This window comes from Stenotrophomonas sp. KH_052 (genome assembly GCF_057838755.1).
This window is the reverse complement of record NZ_CM174475.1, coordinates 3,459,997-3,479,717: the sequence shown is the minus strand read 5'-3', so window position 1 is coordinate 3,479,717 and position 19,721 is coordinate 3,459,997. Positions and strand designations below refer to the sequence as shown.

13 protein-coding genes, 1 tRNA gene and 1 pseudogene are annotated in these 19,721 nt (G+C 66.7%); 11 read left to right on the top strand and 4 right to left on the bottom strand.

Annotated features, from left to right (window positions below; all coding sequences use genetic code 11):
• Positions 1–56: 56 nt before the first annotated feature.
• The 8 genes from leuS to AC3ITW_RS16025 all read left to right on the top strand — a co-directional run bounded on the left by leuS (position 57) and on the right by AC3ITW_RS16025 (position 7,292).
• Positions 57–2,699 carry a leucine--tRNA ligase gene (leuS, locus tag AC3ITW_RS16060; protein ID WP_012511768.1) on the top strand — a complete coding sequence of 881 codons (2,643 nt, stop codon included), beginning with the start codon at positions 57–59 and terminating at the stop codon, positions 2,697–2,699.
• 136 nt (positions 2,700–2,835) lie between these two features.
• A complete protein-coding gene (locus tag AC3ITW_RS16055; RefSeq protein WP_012511767.1) occupies positions 2,836–3,420 on the top strand; it encodes an LPS-assembly lipoprotein LptE in 585 nt (194 codons plus the stop codon).
• A 9-nt stretch (positions 3,421–3,429) separates the two neighbouring features.
• Entirely contained in the window at positions 3,430–4,467 is a 1,038-nt protein-coding gene (gene holA / locus AC3ITW_RS16050) for a DNA polymerase III subunit delta (RefSeq protein WP_489389718.1), read from the top strand.
• A 4-nt stretch (positions 4,468–4,471) separates the two neighbouring features.
• Positions 4,472–5,137 carry a nicotinate-nucleotide adenylyltransferase gene (gene nadD, locus AC3ITW_RS16045; RefSeq protein WP_012511765.1) on the top strand — a complete coding sequence of 222 codons (666 nt, stop codon included), beginning with the start codon at positions 4,472–4,474 and terminating at the stop codon, positions 5,135–5,137.
• 58 nt (positions 5,138–5,195) lie between these two features.
• On the top strand, positions 5,196–5,609 hold the full coding sequence (rsfS, locus tag AC3ITW_RS16040) for a ribosome silencing factor (RefSeq protein WP_012511764.1): 414 nt from the start codon (positions 5,196–5,198) through the stop codon (positions 5,607–5,609).
• Between the two features lie 64 nt (positions 5,610–5,673).
• Complete coding sequence (gene rlmH / locus AC3ITW_RS16035) at positions 5,674–6,144, top strand: 23S rRNA (pseudouridine(1915)-N(3))-methyltransferase RlmH (protein WP_012511763.1); 471 nt, start codon at positions 5,674–5,676, stop codon at positions 6,142–6,144.
• A gap of 22 nt (positions 6,145–6,166) precedes the next feature.
• Positions 6,167–6,243, top strand: a tRNA-Asn gene (locus AC3ITW_RS16030).
• A 23-nt stretch (positions 6,244–6,266) separates the two neighbouring features.
• A complete protein-coding gene (locus tag AC3ITW_RS16025; RefSeq protein WP_489389717.1) occupies positions 6,267–7,292 on the top strand; it encodes an alpha/beta hydrolase in 1,026 nt (341 codons plus the stop codon).
• Positions 7,293–7,375: 83 nt separating this feature from the next.
• Here AC3ITW_RS16025 and AC3ITW_RS16020 read toward each other — a convergent pair whose 3' ends face one another.
• The 4 genes and pseudogenes from AC3ITW_RS16020 to AC3ITW_RS16005 form a co-directional block, all read right to left on the bottom strand.
• A complete protein-coding gene (locus AC3ITW_RS16020; RefSeq protein ID WP_100435074.1) occupies positions 7,376–8,797 on the bottom strand; it encodes a basic amino acid/polyamine antiporter in 1,422 nt (473 codons plus the stop codon).
• A 138-nt stretch (positions 8,798–8,935) separates the two neighbouring features.
• A pseudogene (locus AC3ITW_RS16015) lies at positions 8,936–11,769 on the bottom strand (TonB-dependent receptor).
• A gap of 200 nt (positions 11,770–11,969) precedes the next feature.
• Complete coding sequence (locus AC3ITW_RS16010; protein ID WP_065724414.1) at positions 11,970–12,626, bottom strand: energy transducer TonB; 657 nt, start codon at positions 12,624–12,626, stop codon at positions 11,970–11,972.
• Positions 12,627–12,843: 217 nt separating this feature from the next.
• Positions 12,844–13,581, bottom strand: a complete 738-nt coding sequence (locus AC3ITW_RS16005; RefSeq protein WP_046983566.1) for an SIMPL domain-containing protein — start codon at positions 13,579–13,581, stop codon at positions 12,844–12,846.
• A 129-nt stretch (positions 13,582–13,710) separates the two neighbouring features.
• On the opposite strand from AC3ITW_RS16005, the gene AC3ITW_RS16000 reads away from it, so the two are divergent.
• From AC3ITW_RS16000 to AC3ITW_RS15990, 3 genes are read left to right on the top strand one after another with little or no spacing between them, the layout of a single operon-like run.
• Entirely contained in the window at positions 13,711–14,319 is a 609-nt protein-coding gene (locus tag AC3ITW_RS16000) for a Maf family nucleotide pyrophosphatase (protein WP_012511758.1), read from the top strand.
• Positions 14,312–15,799 (top strand): ribonuclease G, encoded by a 1,488-nt coding sequence (gene rng, locus AC3ITW_RS15995; RefSeq protein ID WP_100435072.1) that lies wholly within the window; start codon positions 14,312–14,314, stop codon positions 15,797–15,799. Before AC3ITW_RS16000 ends, rng begins: the two co-directional genes overlap by 8 nt.
• Before the next feature lie 30 nt (positions 15,800–15,829).
• Positions 15,830–19,681, top strand: coding sequence for a YhdP family protein (locus AC3ITW_RS15990; RefSeq protein WP_489389716.1), 3,852 nt, complete (start codon positions 15,830–15,832; stop codon positions 19,679–19,681).
• The last annotated feature ends 40 nt before the right edge of the window (positions 19,682–19,721 follow it).

Below are 19,721 nucleotides of genomic sequence, written 5' to 3'. Positions count from 1 at the left end.
GCCATTTGCCGCACTGCGGTACGCTGTACCGCTTTGCCGCCGCAACCGCGTGTTACATGACCAGCGTCGAACCCAACGTTTACGATCCGCAGCAGGTTGAATCCGCCGCCCAGCAGTACTGGGATGCCACCCGTGCCTTCGAGGTCGATGAAGCCTCGGACAAGCCGAAGTACTACTGCCTGTCGATGCTTCCGTACCCGTCCGGCGCGCTGCACATGGGCCATGTGCGCAACTACACGATCGGCGACGTGATCAGCCGCTACAAGCGCATGACCGGCCATAACGTGCTGCAGCCAATGGGCTGGGACGCATTCGGCCTGCCGGCGGAAAACGCTGCGATCAAGAACAAGACCGCGCCGGCGGCGTGGACCTACAAGAACATCGACCACATGCGGACCCAGCTGAAGTCGCTGGGCTACGCCATCGACTGGTCGCGCGAATTCGCCACCTGCCGCCCGGATTACTACGTCCACGAGCAGCGCATGTTCACCCGCCTGATGCGCAAGGGCCTGGCCTACCGCCGCAACGCGGTGGTGAACTGGGACCCGGTCGACCAGACCGTGCTGGCCAACGAGCAGGTCATTGATGGCCGCGGCTGGCGCTCCGGTGCGCTGGTCGAGAAGCGCGAGATCCCGCAGTGGTTCCTGCGCATCACCGACTACGCCCAGGAGCTGCTGGACGGCCTGGACGAGCTGGACGGCTGGCCGGAATCGGTCAAGACCATGCAGCGCAACTGGATCGGCCGTTCCGAGGGCCTGGAAATCCAGTTCGACGTGCGTGATGTCGACGGTGGCGTGCTGGATCCGCTGCGCGTGTTCACCACCCGTCCGGACACCGTGATGGGCGTGACCTTCGTGTCGATCGCCGCCGAGCATCCGCTGGCGCTGCACGCAGCGAAGAACAACCCTGAACTGGCGGCACTGCTGGCCGACCTGAAGCAGGGCGGCGTGTCCGAGGCCGAGCTGGAAACCCAGGAAAAGCGCGGCATGGATACCGGCCTGCGCGCCATCCATCCGGTCACCGGCGAGCAGGTGCCGGTGTGGGTCGCCAACTTTGTGCTGATGGGTTACGGCACCGGTGCGGTGATGGCCGTTCCCGGCCATGACCAGCGTGACAACGAAGTGGCCAACAAGTATGGCCTGCCGATCGTGCAGGTCATCGCGCTGAAGGATCCGCGCAGCGAAGAAGAGCGCAGCTGGGACGCCACCCGCTGGCAGGACTGGTACAGCGACAAGAGCCGTGCCTTCGAGCTGGTGAACTCAGCCGAGTTCGACGGCCTGGACTTCCAGGGCGCCTTCGAAGCCCTGGCCGAGCGTTTCGAGCGCAAGGCGCAGGGCCAGCGTCGCGTCAACTACCGCCTGCGCGACTGGGGCGTGAGCCGCCAGCGCTACTGGGGCTGCCCGATTCCGGTGATCTACTGCGCCAAGTGCGGTGCGGTGCCGGTGCCGGAAGAACAGCTGCCGGTGGTGCTGCCGGAGGATGTGGCGTTCGCCGGTACCGGCTCGCCGATCAAGACCGATCCCGAATGGCGCAAGACCACCTGCCCGGAGTGCGGCGGCGCGGCCGAGCGCGAGACCGATACCTTCGACACCTTCATGGAGTCGAGCTGGTACTACGCCCGTTACACCTCGCCGGGTGCGCGCGATGCGGTGGACAAGCGCGGCAACTACTGGCTGCCGGTCGACCAGTACATCGGCGGCATCGAGCACGCGATCCTGCACCTGATGTATTTCCGCTTCTACCACAAGCTGCTGCGCGACGCGCGGATGGTGGACAGCAATGAACCGGCACGCAACCTGCTGTGCCAGGGCATGGTGATCGCCGAAACCTATTACCGCCCGAACCCGGATGGTTCCAGGGACTGGATCAACCCGGCCGATGTGGACGTGCAGCGTGACGAGCGCGGCCGCATCACCGGTGCCACCCTGATCGCCGACGGCCAGCCGGTGGTGGTCGGTGGCACCGAGAAGATGTCCAAGTCGAAGAACAACGGCGTGGACCCGCAGGCGATGGTCGGCAAGTACGGCGCCGACACCGTGCGCCTGTTCTCGATGTTCGCTGCGCCGCCGGAACAGTCGCTGGAGTGGAACGAAGCGGGCGTGGATGGCATGGCCCGATTCCTGCGTCGCTTGTGGGCGCAGGTACAGAAGCACGCTGCCGACGGTGCCGCACCGGCGCTGGACGTGGCCGTGCTGGATGCCAGCCAGAAGGCGCTGCGCCGCAAGACCCATGAAACCATCGGCAAGGTCGGCGACGACTACGGCCGCCGTCACAGCTTCAACACCGCCATCGCTGCAGTGATGGAGCTGATGAACGCGCTGGCCAAGTTCGACGATGGCAGCGACCAGGGCCGTGCGGTACGCCAGGAAGCGCTGCAGGCCATCGTACTGCTGCTCAACCCGATTACCCCGCACGCCAGCCACACGCTGTGGCAGGTGCTGGGCCACGGCGAGACGCTGCTGGAAGACCAGCCATTCCCGCAGGCCGACGCCGCCGCGCTGGTGCGCGATGCGCTGACCCTGGCCGTGCAGGTCAACGGCAAGCTGCGTGGCACCATCGAGGTGGCGGCCGACGCCCCGCGCGAACAGGTCGAGGCGTTGGCGCTGGCCGAGCCCAACGCGGCCAAGTTCATGGAAGGCCTGACGGTGCGCAAGATCATCATTGTCCCGGGCAAGATCGTGAACATCGTCGTCGCCTGATGCTTCCCGTACCGGCCGCCCACGGGGGGCCGGTGCTCTTTCCGGTGCAGGGCCAGGCACTTGATGGCCCTGCATTCACGCGGCTTCGGGCAGGCTGTGTGTTGCCGTGATCGCCCGGCTCCGCCAGACTGTCTCCATGACCCGAATCCTGCTTGCCCTCGTTCTTGCCCTCGGCCTTGCCGGCTGCGGTTTCCATCTGCGCAACAAGCTGATGCTGCCGACCGATACGGCACCGGTGAAGGTGGTTTCCACTGCGCCGTACAGCGAACTGGTCAAGCTGCTCAACCGCAACCTGCTGGCGTCCGGCGCCAGGCTGGCCGATGAGGACAGCAAGGAGCCCAGCACCCAGTTGCAGGTGCTGTCCGAACGCTGGGGCGATCTGCCGATTGCCATCGACTCGCAGGGCCGTGCACAGGAATACAGCCTGCGCTATGCGGTGATCTTCATCTTCCGCCGCGAGGATGGCAGCGATCTGGTGCCGCAGCAGGTGATCGAGCTGTCGCGCGACTACGTGTCGCCGCCGACCGACGCCACCGGTACCACCACCGAACGCGAAATCCTGGCCACCGAGCTGCGCCGGGAAATGTCCGCTTCGATCATCCGCCGCATCGACAGCGTGGTCCGCGCCGAGATCGAGAAGGGTGGCAGCCTGTCTGCACCGAAGACCCCGCCGGTCGAGGATGCGGTCCCGGCCGCTCCGGCCCCTGCAGTGAAGCACTGAGCCGCGACGATGGAACTGCGTCCGGAGCAGCTGGCCAGCCAGGGCGCTGACACCCCGCTGGCGCCGGTCTATCTGATTGCCGGGCCGGAAACCCTGCGCGTACTGGAGGCGGCGGATGCCGTCCGCGCGCGTGCACGTGCCGCCGGCATCGGCGAGCGCGAGGTGTTCGACGCGGACGGTCGCGATTTCGACTGGAACCAGCTTGACGCAACGTTCAACGCGCCCAGCCTGTTCAGCGCCCGCCGCCTGGTCGAGGTGCGCCTGCCCAGCGGCAAGCCGGGCAAGGACGGGGCGGAGGTGATCAGCCAGTTCTGTGCCAACCCGGCGCCGGACGTGGTGCTGATGATCACCGCCAACGAATGGAGCAAGGCCCATCAGGGCAAGTGGGCCGAGGCGGTCAACCGCATCGGCGTGCTGTCGGTGGCGTGGGCGATCAAGCCGCACGAACTGCCGGACTGGATCGAGCGCCGCCTGCGTGGCAAAGGCCTGCGCGCCGATCCGGCCGCGGTGCAGCGGCTGGCCGAACGGGTGGAAGGCAACCTGCTGGCTGCCGTGCAGGAAATCGACAAACTGGCGCTGCTGGCCGATGGCCAGCCGCTGGATGTGGAACGGATGGAGTCGCTGGTGGCCGATGCGGCCCGCTACGACGTGTTCCGGCTGGTGGAAGCCACCTTCTCCGGGCAGGCGCCGGCGGTGCTGCGCATGCTGGCCGGCCTGCGTGGTGAAGGCGAAGCCGTGGCTGCACTGATGCCGATCGTGATCCGTGAACTGCTGGCCGGTGCCGGCCTGGCACGGGTGCAGGCGCGTGGCGGCAACCTGGCCGCCGAAATGAAGTCCCGTGGCATATGGGAGTCGCGGCAGGCGCCGTACAAGCGCGCGCTGCAGCGGCACCCGGAAGGCAAGCGCTGGGAACGCTTCGTGGCGGAGGCCGGGCTGGTCGACCGCATCGCCAAGGGCCGCGCCGACGGCGATGGCTGGCTGGCGCTGGAGCGCCTGCTGGTGGCCGTGGCCGAACCGCGTGCCGTGCGCCTGCTGGCGCGGGCCTGAGTCAATGAGCCTGCGGATCTATTACGGGGGCACCTTTGATCCGGTGCACCTCGGCCACCTGGCGATCGCACGCGCCGCGCGAGACGAACTGCAGGTGGCGGTGCGCATGCTGCCCGCTGCCGACCCGCCACACCGTGCGCTGCCCGGTGCCACCGCCGAACAGCGCTGCACCATGCTGTCGCTGGCCATTGGCGACGAGCCGGGCCTGCTGTTGGACCGCCGCGAACTGGATCGCGCTGCGCGCTTTCCCGGCCGCCCGTCCTATACCGTCGATACCCTGCGCGACCTGCGCGGGGAACTCGGTCCCAGCAGACCGCTCGCCTGGCTGGTGGGGGCCGACAGCCTGCTTGGCCTGCCCAGCTGGCACGAGTGGGAAGCCCTGTTCGGGTTGGCCCATTTCGTGGTGGCAGAGCGCCCCGGCAGCCCGTTGCAGGCTTCGGTGGACGGCGAGCTGGGCCGGGCACTGGAGGGGCGCTGGACCGACAGCGAGCAGGCCCTGTTTGCCAGCCCGGCCGGGCGTATCCTGCGCCTGCACCACCCCCTGCGCGCGGAATCGGCCAGTGCCGTGCGTGCGCAGATTGCCGGCTCCGGCCCCTGGCGGGCGCTGTTGCCACCGGCCGTGGCCGACTATGTCGCTGCACACGGCCTGTACCGCCCGGCCACGCCGTGAATGGCGCGGCCGCAGCATCCCCGTATAATCGCCCCTACGTTTATCGAGTCGATCCACTTTGAGCAACCAGACCCAGCCCCAGACCATCAAGGTCGATCTGCCCAGCCCGCCGCCGTCCGTGCCGGAACTGCTGGCCAGCGTCCGCCAAGCCACTGAAGACCTGAAGGCCAAGGACCCGGTCGAGATCGACGTGCGTGGCCGCTCCAGCGTTGCCGACTACATGGTGGTCGTGTCGGGTACGTCGACCCGCCACGTCAAGTCGATTGCCGATGAAGTCGTGCGTTTTGCCAAGAAGATCGATGTCATGCCGCTGGGTGTGGAAGGCGAGCGCGAGGCCGAGTGGGTGCTGGTGGACCTGGGCGACGTGATCGTCCACGTGATGCTGCCGCGCGTGCGCGAGTTCTATGCGCTCGAGCGCCTGTGGACCGTCGGCGACCAGCCGCCGTCCCGCGACGACGACGAAGTGGCCTGAGCCACACGTTGATGCACCCCTTCGACGGCGCCGATGGCGCCGTCGACGTTTTGGAGGACCGTTGATGAAAGCCCGACTGATCGCTACCGGCGAACGCGCACCCAGCTGGGTCGCGCAGGGTTTCGCCGAGTACCAGAAGCGTCTTTCGCACTGGCTGCCCTTCGAACTGGTGGAAATCGAGCCGGGCCTGCGTGGCAAGGGCCGTGATCCGCGCCGCGCCACCGAGGATGAAGGCAAGCGGGTGATCGCTGCGCTGCCGAAGAATGCCTACGTGGTGGCGCTGGATGTACCGGGTCGCCAGCTCAGTTCCGAGCAGCTTGCACAGCGCTTGGAACATTGGCGCGGGCAGGGCAGGGATCTCGCATTCCTGATCGGTGGGCCGGAAGGACATTCGCCGGAGGTCTCGGCGCTGGCCGATGAGAAGTGGTCGATCGGCCCGCTGACCCTGCCACACATGCTGGTACGGCTGGTGGTGGCCGAACAGCTGTATCGCGCTGCGGCGATGTTGGCAAATCACCCCTACCATCGCGCGTGAAGAGTGGTTATACTAGTCGTCTGCCCGAATAGCTCAGCCGGTTAGAGCACTTGACTGTTAATCAGGGGGTCGTTGGTTCGAGTCCAACTTCGGGCGCCACCTTGAGAAACCTGCATCGCGAGATGCAGGTTTTTTTTTGCGTCGATTGTCCGGCCCTACAATCCTTCTTCATCCATAGGGAAGTCGGATATGCGTGCGTCTGTCATTGCCATTGCAGTGCTGCTTGCATTGTCGCCCTGCGCGGCGATGGCGGTAACGCCGACCTGGCAGCCACCACCGGGCAGCACCGAGATGCCGCTGTGGCCGGCGGGCAAGGTAACGGCACCACCGAAACTGAAAGGGCCCGAAGAGCTCAGGGATACCATCTCGAAAGCCAGCGGCGAACGCTGGGCGATGCTGCGAACGTGGCCGTGCCGACGCTGACTGTGTTTCCCGCCAAGGGTGGTGGCAACGGGACGGCGGTGTTGGTGGTGCCCGGCGGAGGCTACCGTGTGTTGGCGATGGATCTGGAAGGCAGCGAGATCTGCGACTGGTTGACCGGCCAGGGCATCACCTGCGCGCTGCTGAAGTACCGTGTGCCGGCATCGGGGCCGAACTGGGATAGCGACTGCAACTGCCGGGACATTCCAGCGGTGCCGATGGCGCTGCAGGATGCACAGCGTGCGATGGGCCTGCTGCGTGCGCAGGCAGAGCGCTGGAAGATTGATCCGAAGCGGGTGGGGGTCATCGGCTTTTCCGCCGGTGGCCACGTGGTGGCTGGATTGAGCACGCATGACGCGCGCAGCTACGTTGCGGTCGATGCCGCAGATGCGCAGCCGAGCCGCCCGGATTTCGCGATGGTGATGTACTCCGGGCATCTGTGGACCGGTGCGAAGCACGGGCTGTCGCTGGCCGGCGACATTGTCGTGGATGATGCGGTGCCGCCGACCTTCATCGTGCAGGCGACCGATGACCCAACCGATGACGTGCGCGAATCATTGACCTATTACCGTGCGCTGATCGGCGCGGGCGTACCGGTGGAAATGCATCTGTTTGCGCGTGGCGGCCATGCCTTCGGCCTGCGTGTGAAGGACGCGCCGGTGGCGGAGTGGCCGCATCTGGCCGAACGCTGGATGCGCGATATCGGCATGCTGCCCAGGGTCTTGTAGAGTCGAACCATATGGAGCCGCTCTGCTTCGTAGCGTCGAGCAAGCTCGACTCTACCCAGCAGCAGCCGAGCGCGGGCTCGGCTCTACAGTGTCAGTGCTCCTCGCCAGAACGCCGCCAGCGTAGCAACCGCCACAACCAGGATCGCAGCGAACAGCACCCATTCCCAGCGCGTGAATACCTGATCGCCGCGCTGGTGCCGGGTCAGCGCGAACAGCACCACGCCCGGCACATACAGCAGCACCGACAGCAGCAGGTTGTCGAGGCCGCCGGCATATACCAGCCACAGTGCATACGCGCTGGCCAGCAGCGCAACCGCGAAATCGCGCCAGCGCACACCCGGCTCACCGGCGTAGGCGTGACCGCGCCAGGCCAGCTGCACACCGAACGCGGTGGACAGGAAATATGGCACCAGGCTCATCGATGCGGCCAGCAGCACCAGTCCGGTGTAGCTGCCGGAATTGACCAGCACCAGCAGCAGGAACAACTGGATCAGCCCGTTGCTCAACCAGAGTGCATTGGCCGGCACACCGCGCGCGTTTTCGCGGCCGAGGAATGCGGGCATCGTGCCATCGCCTGCGGCGGCGTACAGCACTTCGGCGCACAGCAGCACCCAGGCCAGCAGCGCACCCAGCACGGAAATGATCGAGCCGACGATGATCACCGTCGCGCCCCATTCGCCGACGATGGCGCGCAGCACATAGGCCATCGAAGGATTGGGCAGGCCTGCCAGTTCCGCCTGTGACAGCACGCCCATCGACAGCAGGCTGACCAGCACCAGCAGCAGCCACACACCCACGAAGCCGATCACCGTAGCGCGGCCGACATCGGCGCGGCGGGCGGCGCGACGTGAGTAGATGCTGGCGCCTTCGATGCCGATGAACACCCAGACGGTGACCAGCATCATGCCGCGCAGCTGCTGGCCGAGATCGCCGAGTGCAGGCGTGCCGAAGAAATCGGCACGGAACACGTCGAGACGGAACGCACCGGCAGCAAGCACCAGGAACAGTGCGATCGGCAACAGCTTGGCCACCGTCACCAGTCCGTTGACGATGGCGGCAGTACGCAGGCCGCGCAGCACCAGCAGGTGTACGGCCCACAGCAGCAGCGACGAGGCCGCCACTGCGGCGGGGGTATTGCCTTCACCGAAGACGGGCATGAAGTGGCCAAGCCCGCTGAAGATCAGTACGAAGAAGCTGGCATTGCCCAGTACCGAAGCGACCCAGTAGCCCCACGCTGCGGAAAAACCGATGTAGTTGCCGAAACCTTCGCGCGCATAGGCATAGATGCCGGTGTCCAGGTCCGGACGGCGGTTGGCCAGGGCCTGGAACACGAAGGCCAGCATCAGCATGCCGGCGCCGCTCAGCGCCCAGCCGATCAGCGCAGCGGCCGGGCCGGCGCTGCGTGCCACGTTCTGCGGCAATGAAAATATTCCCGCGCCCACCATCGAGCCGACCACCAGTGCGATCAACGCGGGCAGGCCCAGGCGTTGCGATGTCGCGGCCATGGAAATCCCCTGCGGCGGTGATGCCGCGTGCACACGGTAGCCATGTGCTTGTGAACATGCCTGCAAGGGGCAGAACGACGAAGGCCCGGGCAGATGCCCGGGCCTTCGAAGGTACTGCGTTGACGGATGGTGCCTGTATTACTTGAAGGTGTACTTGGCACCGACGGTGAAGTAACGACCGATGGCACCGCTGAAGTGCAACGGGTTGTAGTTCACGCCGCCGTAGGTGGACGGATCCAGCGGCGCAATCCGATCGAACACGTTCTGCACCGAGGCATTCAACTCGAACGCGTCAGTGATGTTCCAGCGGCCCGACAGGTCGAACGTGGTGAACGAGGAGATCTTCTTGACGTCGGTGCCGTCCGCATACGCGAACAGATACGAGCCGTCCGGACCACGGAAGTCCTTGTTGTCCATCTTCGAGATGTAGTTGGCGACACCGCTGACGCTCCACGGGCCCTGCCGCCAGGTGGTGCCGAAGTTGATGCGGTCCTTCGGCGTGCCGATGCAGTTGGTCACGTCGCAGTTGCCGTGAGTACCCGCGTAGTCAACCGTCACGTCGGCATCGGTGCGCTCGAACTTGAGCACATGGCTCCACTGCAGATCCATCTCCAGCTGACCCGGACCGATGTCGAAGGTCTGGCGGATATCGGTATCGATACCCCGTACCCGGGTCGATGCGGCGTTGATGTACTGCGTGTTGACCGCCAGGATGCTGCCGGTGCCGGGTACGCCATTGAGCAGGTTGGTGTCACGCAGTACGTTGCCGGCAGCAATTGCTTCGGCGGTGCTGCCCTGGGCGATTTCGTTGGTGCGCTTGATCTGCCAGGCATCGATGGTCAGCGAAGTCGTGGACGTCGGCTGCAGGACGATACCCACCGAGTAGCTCTTCGACTCTTCCGGCTTCAGGTCCTTGTTCGGTCGGGTGATGATGGCGACCGGCAGGGCACCGCAGTCATCCCCAGTGGCACCCGGTGCCGGGTTGCCGCCCGGGCAGCGCACCGGATCGGATGCATTGGAGAACGCTGCCAGGCCGCCATCGCCGTTCTCGGCCGGGTTCGGTGCACGGAAGCCTTCGGCATAGCTGCCGCGCAGTGCGATCCAGTCGGCCGGGGTCCACTTGATGCCGATCTTCGGCGTGGCCTTGCCTTCGCCGCTTTCATACTTGTCGTAGCGCACAGCACCGGACAGTTCCAGGCTTTCCAGTACGGGGGCCGACAGTTCGACGTAGCCGGCGTACACGTTCTGCGTGCCGTCATAGGCCGAATAGCCCAGGCCAATGATCTGGCCCTTGTCGGTGTAGGTCTGCGGGGTCAGGCTGTTGCTGGTCTTGCGCCATTCAGTACCCAGTGCCAGGCCCAGCGGGCCGCCCTTGAGGTCCATCAGGCTGCGCGACACGGTGAAGTCGAACATGTCCAGGCTCGACTTGGCGCGGGCGCTGATATCCGGCGAGATGAAGTCGTACAACGCCTGCGAGTTCATGCCCGCGTTGTCACCGATGCGCCAAACACCACCGGCGCAGTTCGGGTTGGCCAGTGCGCAACGTACGTTGTCGTAGTTGAGGAAACCGGTGCGCTTGTTGACCAGGTCGGTGCCGGAGTGCAGGTATGCGGTGTCGTAGCTCCAGTCACCCCAGTTGCCCTTGACGCCGACCAGGAAGCGAGTGAACTCGTTGGTGTTGTTGGTCACGCGCGGACCGACATCCCATGCCGAATAGCGCAGGCGCGAGGCCTGGCCCGGGATCGGATTGTCCGGGTGGTTGGGGCCGAGCACGACCGCGCCCGGGCCGCTGTTGCCGTTGACGGGACCCTCTGGGAAACCCCAGCTGCCGGATACGCCGGAAGGTGTATTGCTGAAGGTCGTTTCCTTCTTCGAGTAGCCGATTTCGGTGTAGATCTCACCCCCTTCACCAAAGGCGAAGCTGGCGCGACCGAACACGTTGATGTACTTCTCTTCGGGGGTCAGGTCGCGATACAGCTGGTTCGGATCCCACAGGCAGCCCTGCGCCTGTGCCGAGGCTTCGGTCTGGCCCGGAATCGTGGTCAGGCCAGCACAGCCCGGCAGTGCGACCAGGAAGGCGGGGTTTTCCTTGGTTACATTGCGATCGTCATACACCGAACCGTTCGGACCAACACGCCGCGGGTCTTGCCGCTGAGGAAGGCACCACCCAGGAACTGGGCGTTGTTGCCATAACCCCACGGGCGGGTATCACCGGTGCCGATCCACTTGCGGTTCTTGCGGTCGCTGATCTTGATCGCATCGGTCTTTGCCACATCCAGGCTGAAGAATGCATTCCAGCCATCGGTGGCGAGGTCGCCGGTACCGGCGGTCAGGGTCGCCTTCTTCGCGTCGCCATCGCCGTCGCCGGAAACGCCGTAGGAGCCGCGAAGGATCGCACCCTGGAAATCGCTGCGCAGGATGATGTTGACCACGCCGGCGATGGCGTCGGAGCCATAGATCGCCGAGGCGCCGTCCTTCAGCACTTCGACGCGTTCAACGGCGTCGAGCGGGATGGTGCTCAGGTCGGTGAAGACCTTCTGGCCGTCATCGGCCAGGCCATAGGTGGCCATGCGGCGGCCATTCAGCAGGACAAGGGTCGAACCCGCGCCCAGACCACGCAACGAAATGCCGGCGCCACCGCCGGCGAAGCCGTTGCCGAAGGTCTTGGGAATGGAGCCGGAACCATCGGCAGTCAATGTCTGCAGGTATTCAGCAACCGTGGTCTTGCCGGTACGGTCGATTTCCTGGCGGGTCACCACCTGCACCGGGGACGGTGTTTCGGTGTTGGTGCGCGGAATGTTCGAGCCGGTGACCGTGATCCGGTCCAGGTTGGTGGCCTTTTCCTGCGCGAAGGCGGAGGTGGAAGCCACGGCGCCAACCAGCAGCAGGGTGCCGCCGGTAAGGATATGGGTGATGGACGATGCCAGGGTGCAGCGGCGGCGGCTGGCGGGCCGTTGGATCGGGTGTTTCACAGCTTCTCTCCTAACTGGAAAACCTTAGCGTTGAGGGCTGTCTCCGGAAGGTTCCGGGACGGGCCAATCTAGGTTTCCAACGGGTGACGAAGTCGTGAAATTTTGCTTAATCCGTAACGCTTAAGGACGGACTTTGCTGAATCTGGCATTTCGACCTTCCAGGCCGACCCGGCGCGTGCCGGGCCGGCGCTCGGAGAGGCTCAGTCCGGCAGCGAGAACTGCACCGGCACCAGGCCGATGGCCGGCACTGCCACGCCTTCACGCTGGGCGGGTTCGAAGCGCCAGTGCTTCAGTACCTGCTGGCGTGCGGCCTGGTCCAGGCTGCGCGAACCGCTGCTGCGCTCGATGCTGACCACCACCGGTTGACCGCTGTTGTCCACTTCCACCCGCAGCAGCACCGTGCCCTGCTCGTGGTTGCGCAGCGCCGGAACCGGGTAGGTCGGCGGCGGGGCGCTGCGATACTGCAGTTGGGCACCGGCCAGCGGCGTCGAGCTATCGATGCTAGGGGCCGCCTGCACCGGCGCAGGATCAGCAGCAGGCAGGACGATGCCCTGTGCCTCCTCGACGGTGGCGGTGGGGGCGGGCAATGGCGTGGGCACGGTCTGCTGCCGTGGTTCGGCCTTGACCTGTACCTGTTCCGGGTCAGTGGGCAGCTTGGGCGGCTCCGGTGGTCTGGGCTGTTCCTTCGGGATCAGGCGCACCGTGGTGTTGTCGCGGGGCAGTGCGGTGACGGCCTGGTAGGTCGCCGGGATCAGCAACATCAGCAGCGCGATCAGATGCAGGGCGATGGCCGCGCTCCAGGCGGCAACGCGGGCGGGGTCGAAGTGCGGGGATGCAACGGGATACGTACGAACCATGGTCCACCTCCATGCCAGTGACGAAGTCCTCAACGCACCAGGGCCGATGACGGGGTTGCCGCACGCGGCTGGCAGTGCATCAGTAGCGCGGCGCGGCGGCTACTGCCTAGAGGCAGGGGGGCGATCGTTGGGCTGGCCTTCAGCCAGTGCCGGCCGCGGGCATGAAAAAAGGCGGATCCCCTGCGGGATCCGCCTTTGTCGGCAATGACTAACGGGATCAGCGACCCAGTTCGAACACCACATCCAGGTTGACCGAGACGGTCGACTCGCCCGGCGCGACCGGGGTGGCCTTGTCCATTGCGGCGCCGGCCGACATTGCCCGCATCATCGGCATCGGGCGGTAGCCGCCGCCGGCGTTCTCGGAAATGCTGACGATGCGACGGACCTGCAGGCCCAGCGACTTGGCATAGGTCTGGGCGCGGGCCTGGGCCTTCTTCAGTGCAGCCAGGCGGGCTTCGTCATAGACCGGTTCCGGCTGGTCGATCTCGAAGCTGGGGCCGTTGATCTGGTTGGCGCCCTGCGCGGCCAGTGCGTCCAGCACCTTGCCGAGCTTGGCGATGTCGCGGACCTTCAGGCTGACCGTGTTGCTGGCCTGGTAGCCGGTGATCTTCGGCGCCTCGTTGTCGGCATAGCGGTACTGCGGGTTGAGGCTGACGCCGCTGGTCTGCACGTCACGCTCGGCAATGCCGGCCGCCTTGATCGCGGCCAGCACCTTATCCATCTGCTGGGCGTTCTGGCGCATCGCGCTGTTGCCATCGGCGGCCTGGGTGACCACGCCGGCCGACAAGGTGGCCACGTCCGGCACGCGGGTGGCTTCGGCGTTGGACGAGATGTTCAGCAGGGTGCCTTCGGCCGGGGCGGCGATCGACGGCGACGACGGGGCAGCATGGGCGGTCATCGAGGTTCCAAGGGCGAGGGACAGGGCGAGCAGCAGCGGGGTGGCGGTCAGGCGCATGGGATCTCCTTGTTGTGCGGTGAGGGTGGTGTCGTAGCGATGAACGCGCTGTGAGCCTGTTCGGGGTTGGAAGCGTACCGCGAGGGGTTGCCGACGATTCAGGTGGCGGCCTCAGGTTATGCTGTGCCGATGCTCTATCTTGCTTCCCGCTCCCCCCGACGCAACCAGCTGCTGGCCCGACTCGGACGCCCCTTCCAGGCCCTGGACCTGGAGGTCGTCGAGCAGCGCGCGCCCGCTGAAAGCGCCGAACAGTATGTCTGCCGGGTCGCAGCCGACAAGGCACGTGCCGGCCTGGCCCGGGTGCTGGCCGATGACCCGCAGGCGCGGGTGCTCGGCTCGGACACCGAGGTGGTGCTGGACGGCGAGGTGTTCGGCAAGCCGGCCGATGCTACCGACGCGCGGGCGATGCTGGCGCGGCTTGCCGGGCGTACCCACCAGGTGATGACCGCCGTGGTGGTGGTCGGCGCGGAAGGCCTGGACAGCGAGCTGGTCGTTTCCGAGGTGACCTTTGCCCCGATCGACAGCGCCGACATCGCCGACTACGTGGCCACCGGCGAGCCGCTGGACAAGGCCGGCGCCTACGCCATCCAGGGCGGTGCCGAGCGCTGGATCGAACATCTTTCCGGCAGCTACTCCGGTGTCATGGGGCTGCCACTGCTGCATACCGATCGTCTGCTGTCGCGCTGCGGCGTGCCGGCCACAACTGCTGATGCCGCCAGGGAGGCTGCCGATGTCTGAGGAAATCCTGGTCAATGTGACCCCGCGCGAAACCCGGGTCGCGGTGATCGAGAACGGCATGCTGCAGGAACTGCACATCGAGCGCGGTTGGCGCCGGGGTGTGGTCGGCAACATCTACAAGGGCAAGGTGCAGCGGGTCATGCCGGGCATGCAGGCGGCCTTCGTCGAGGTCGGGCTGGAGCGCGCCGCGTTCCTGCACGCCAACGACGTGGTACGGCCGGCGCCGGTGGCCAGCGCCGACACCGAAAACACCACGCTGCCACCGCCGTCCAGCGTGCCGATCGTCGAACTGCTGCGCGACGGCCAGGACATCGTGGTGCAGGTGGTGAAGGATCCGATCGGGACCAAGGGCGCGCGCCTGACCACCCAGATCAGCATTCCCTCGCGTTACATGGTGCTGCTGCCGCAGTCCAAGGTGGTGGGGGTGTCGGCGCGCATCGAGGATGAAGGCGAGCGTGCGCGGCTGAAGACGCTGGTGACCGAGCTGTCGGCCCAGCATGGCGGCTACGGCTACATCGTGCGTACCAATGCCGAGGGCCAGCCGGCCGAGGCCATCGCCGAGGACGTCGCCTACCTGTCGCGGGTCTGGAACGTGGTCGAGCGTCGTGGCCGTGAAGCGGCCTCGTGCAGCAACATCTATGAAGACCTGAGCCTGCCGCTGCGTTCGGTGCGCGACCTGATCCGCAAGGATGTGGACAAGGTGAAGGTGGACTCCAAGGAGACCTTCGCCCAGCTGCAGGCCTTCGTGGCCAAGTACATGCCGGTGCTGGCCGAGAAGATCGAGCTGTACGGCGGTGATCGTCCGATCTTCGACATGTTCGGGGTGGAGGACGAGATCGGCCGCGCGCTGGACAAGCAGGTGCCGTTGAAGTCCGGCGGCTACCTGGTGATCGACCAGACCGAGGCGATGACCACCATCGACGTCAACACCGGCTCGTTCCTTGGCCAGCGCAACCTGGAAGAGACGGTGTTCCGTACCAACCTGGAGGCCGCGCAGGCGGTGGCCAGGCAGCTGCGGCTGCGCAACCTCGGCGGCATCATCATCATCGACTTCATCGACATGGACGATGCCGAGCATCGCCGCCAGGTGCTGCGCACGCTGGAAAAGGCGCTGGCGCGCGACCATGCCAAGACCACGGTGTACGACTTCTCGCCGCTGGGCCTGGTGGAGATGACCCGCAAGCGCACGGTGGAAAGCCTGGAGCGGCAGCTGTCGGAAACCTGCCCGCAGTGCAGTGGCCGCGGCACCATCAAGACCACCGAAACGGTGACCTACGAGATCTTCCGCGAGATCACCCGAGCGGTGCGCCAGTTCGATGCCGCGCGCCTGCTGGTGATTGCCTCGACCAAGGTGGTCGCGCGCATCACCGACGAGGAGTCTTCGGCGGTGGCCGAGCTTGAGGAGTTCCTCGGCAAGAGCATCCGCTTCCAGGCGGACGAGCAGTACCTGCAGGAGCAGTTCGATGTTGTGCTGCTCTGATCCAGGCCGACTGTCTTCTTCCGGTGGCCGATGAGCGCGCCGCCGCGCCTGCGACTGCGAAGGATCCGCCGTCATTTCATCGCCGCCTGCGCGGTTGGCCTGGTCGGGCTTGCACTGCTGGTGGGAACGCTCAGCCAGCTGCTGCCACTGGCCGAGCGCCATCCTGAAAAGATTGCTGCGTGGCTGAGCGAGCGTGCCGGCCAGCCGGTCCGTTTCGATCAGCTGCAGACCGCCTGGACCCGGCGTGGTCCGCTGCTGCAGCTGAAGGGCCTGCGCATCGGCGCAGGGCAGGGCCTGGCCATCGGCGAGGCCGAAGTACTGGTATCGCTGTACAGCGGCCTGCTTCCGGGCCGCTCGCTGACCGAGCTGCGCCTGCGCGGGCTGGCGCTGGACCTGCAGCAGGGTGAGGACGGGCGCTGGTCGGTACGCGGCCTGCCCCGATCCGACAGCGGTGGCGACCCATTGGACGCACTGCGCCGGTTGGGCGAGCTGCAGGTGATCGGTGGCCGTCTGGGCGTGCATGCCCCTGGCCTCGGCATCGACACCACGCTGCCACGCATCGACCTGCGCCTGCGCGTCAACGGCGAGCGCCTGCGGGTGGGCGTGCGGGCCTGGGCCCAGACCGATGCGCTGCCGCTGGCCGCGGTACTGGACGTGGACCGCGCAGGCGGCAACGGCCAGGCCTGGCTGGGTGCCGACCCGGTCGATTTCCATGCCTGGTCGCCACTGCTGGCGGCCGGCGGCGTTCGCCTGCGCGAGGGCAAGGGCGAACTGAACCTGTGGCTGACCCTGCGTGATTTCGCGCCGGTGGCGTTGACCACCGATTCGGACCTGCGCGACGTACGCATCGACGGCGCGCCGATGCCGGAGCTGGCTGCACCGCAGCTGCAGCTGCAGCGCCTGCAGGCACGCCTGCGCTGGCAACGCCAGGCCGATGGCTGGGCACTGCAGGTACCGCGCCTGCGCTTGAAAACGGAAGAGGGCGAGCAGCAGCTCGATGGCCTGCAGCTGCAGGTCGGCAAGCAGCTGCGGATGAGCTCCGGTGAAGTACAGGCCGGCACCGCGCTGCGCGCACTGGCGCTGAGTGACCGCCTTGACCCCGGGCTGCGCCGCTGGCTGTTCCTGTCCAAACCGCAGCTGGATGTCGCAGAGCTGCAGCTGTCCGGCGAGCGCGATGGCCCGTTGTGGGCAGAGGGCGAGCTGCAGTCGCTGGGCTTTGCCAGCGTCGGTCATTCGCCTGGCCTACGTGGCCTTGGCGGACGCTTCGAGGGCGATGCCAATGGCTTCAGCCTGCAGCTGCAGCCGCAGCGCCAGTTGCAGTTCGACTGGCCGACCGGCTTTGGCGTGCGCCACGACCTGCATCTGGCCGGCCAGGTGGTGGGTTGGCGTGACGAGGGCGGCGGCTGGCGTATCGGCACCGCGGCGATGCGCGTGGAAGGCACCGATTACGCCGCTGACGTGCGTGGCGGGGTCTGGTTCCAGGGTGACGGCACCCGGCCGTGGCTGCAGTTGGCCGCCAAGCTGGACGATGTGCCGATGACCGCGGCCAAGCGCTTCTGGATCCACTCCAGGATGAGCAAGGGCGCCACCGACTGGCTGGACATGGCGCTGGCCGGTGGCCAGGTGCGTGGCGGTATCGGTCTGGTCAGTGGTGACCTGGACGACTGGCCGTTCGATAACAACGACGGTCGCTTTGAAGCCACTGGCCACATCACCAACGGCGACATCCGCTTCCAGCACGACTGGCCGCTGATGCGCCAGGTTGACGCCGATATCGCCTTCATCGGGCCGGGCTTCGACATGCGCGGGCGCGGTGACCTGGCCGGCGTGGCGGTGCAGAAATTCGAGGCGGGTATTCCCGACTTCGGCCAGCAGCCGCTGTATGTGCGCGCCGACACGCAGAGCGAGGCAGGCAAGCTGCTGGCGATGCTGCGGCAGAGCCCGCTGCACAAGGATTATGGCGACACCCTGGACAACCTGACCGCAGCGGGTCCGGCGCATGTGACCTTCGACCTGCTGCAGCCGCTGCATCACGATGAAGGTGGCGGCCACCTGCAGGGCACGGTAGATCTGGCGGGAGTGAAGCTGGTCGACAAGCGCTTCCAGTTGACCTTCGACAACATGCAGGGGCAGGCGCGCTACGGCAACGGTGGTTTCGGCGCCGAGGAACTGGCGGTGCGCCATCTCGGTCAGGACGGTCGCCTGAGCCTGCGGGCCGGCAGCTATGTGCACGACAGCAAACTGGCTTTTGAATCGCAGCTATCGGCCAACCTCGACGCCGGCGTGCTGATCGACCGCGCGCCGGAGATGGCCTGGCTCAAGCCCTACATCAGCGGTGTCTCGCCGTGGACCATCGCGGTCAACCTGCCGAAGGTCGCGCCTGGTGCACCGGCCCCGCCCAGCGAACTGCGGCTGAGCTCGGACCTGGTCGGCACCCGTCTTGACCTGCCGGCACCGCTGGACAAGCCCGCCGGCGAGCCGCTGGCGACCACGGTGGCTGCGCAGCTGCCGATGGGCGCCGGCCGTATCGACGTGGCCTTCGGCCAGCGTCTGGCCCTGGCCGCGCGCAGCCACAACAACCGCACCGGCGTGCAGGTCACCCTGGGCAGCGATCATGTTGACCGGGAGCCCCCGCCGAGCGGGCTGACCGTCAACGGTCGCAGCCCGACCCTGGATGCGCTGGAGTGGATCAGCCTGGCCCGCGGTGGTGACGACGATGATGCAATGCCGCTGCGTGCGGTGGATGTGCAGGTCGGCAAGCTGATGCTGATCGGCGGCGTCTTCGAACAGACCCGGCTGCAGCTGCAGCCCGGCCCGCAGGCACTGGACGTGCGCCTGGATGGACCTACGCTGGCAGGCCGTTTGACGGTACCCAACGCCGAGGGCGGCACCATCAGTGGCCAGCTCGACCGCGTGCACTGGCAGTCGCTGCCGCCGTCCCCCGGTGCTGCCGCGCCGGCGCGGGTACAGGCCGGTGCCAATGACATGGACCCGGCCAAGCTGCCGCCGTTCGCGCTGGACATCGCCGACCTCAAGTTCGGCAAGGTCGTGCTCGGCCAGACGGTGCTGCGTACGCGACCGCTGGGCAACGGACTGAACGTGGATGAGCTGCGCTTCCGCGCGCCGGACCAGGAAATCGACATCAGCGGCCGTTGGCTGGGCCGCAGTGGTGGCGCGCGCACTGAACTGACCGCGCAGGTGCGCAGCGAAGACCTCGGTGGACTCATGCAGAACCTCGACTACGGCGGCCAGCTGCGCGGCGGCTCGGGCCGGGCGCAGTTGCAGGCGTCATGGAGCGGCGGTCCGTCAGACTTCCAGCTGGGCAACCTGCAGGGCACCCTCGATCTGCATGCACGCAATGGCCAGCTGCTGGAGCTGGAGCCGGGTGCCGGCCGCGTGCTGGGCCTGCTCAGTGTCACCCAGTTGCCGCGGCGCCTGATGTTCGATTTCCGCGACTTCTTCTCCAAGGGCTTCGCGTTCAACCAGATCGACGGCAGCATGCAGTTCGGCCAGGGCATGGCACGTACCGACAAGGTGTTGATCGAGGGCCCCGCGGCGAACATCACCATTCGCGGCCAGGCCGACCTCCGCAACCAGCAGTTCGACCAGACCATCGACGTCAACCCGCGTGCCGGCAACCTGCTGACCGTGGTCGGTGCGGTGGCCGGCGGGCCGGTGGGCGCTGCGCTCGGTGCCGCCACCAATGCGGTATTGTCCAAGCCACTGGGCGAAATCGGCGCCCGCACGTACAAGGTGACCGGTCCATGGAAGGAGCCGAAAGTGGAAGTGATCGAGCGCAGCCGCGACAAGACTCCGCCGCCCGCGCCGAAGCCGGCACCGGCCATTCCGCCGACCGTCACCGACCTGCCGCGCTCGCGCTGAGCGTGGCCCTCCTGTTCACGGGGCTTGCCTGAGCGCCCCC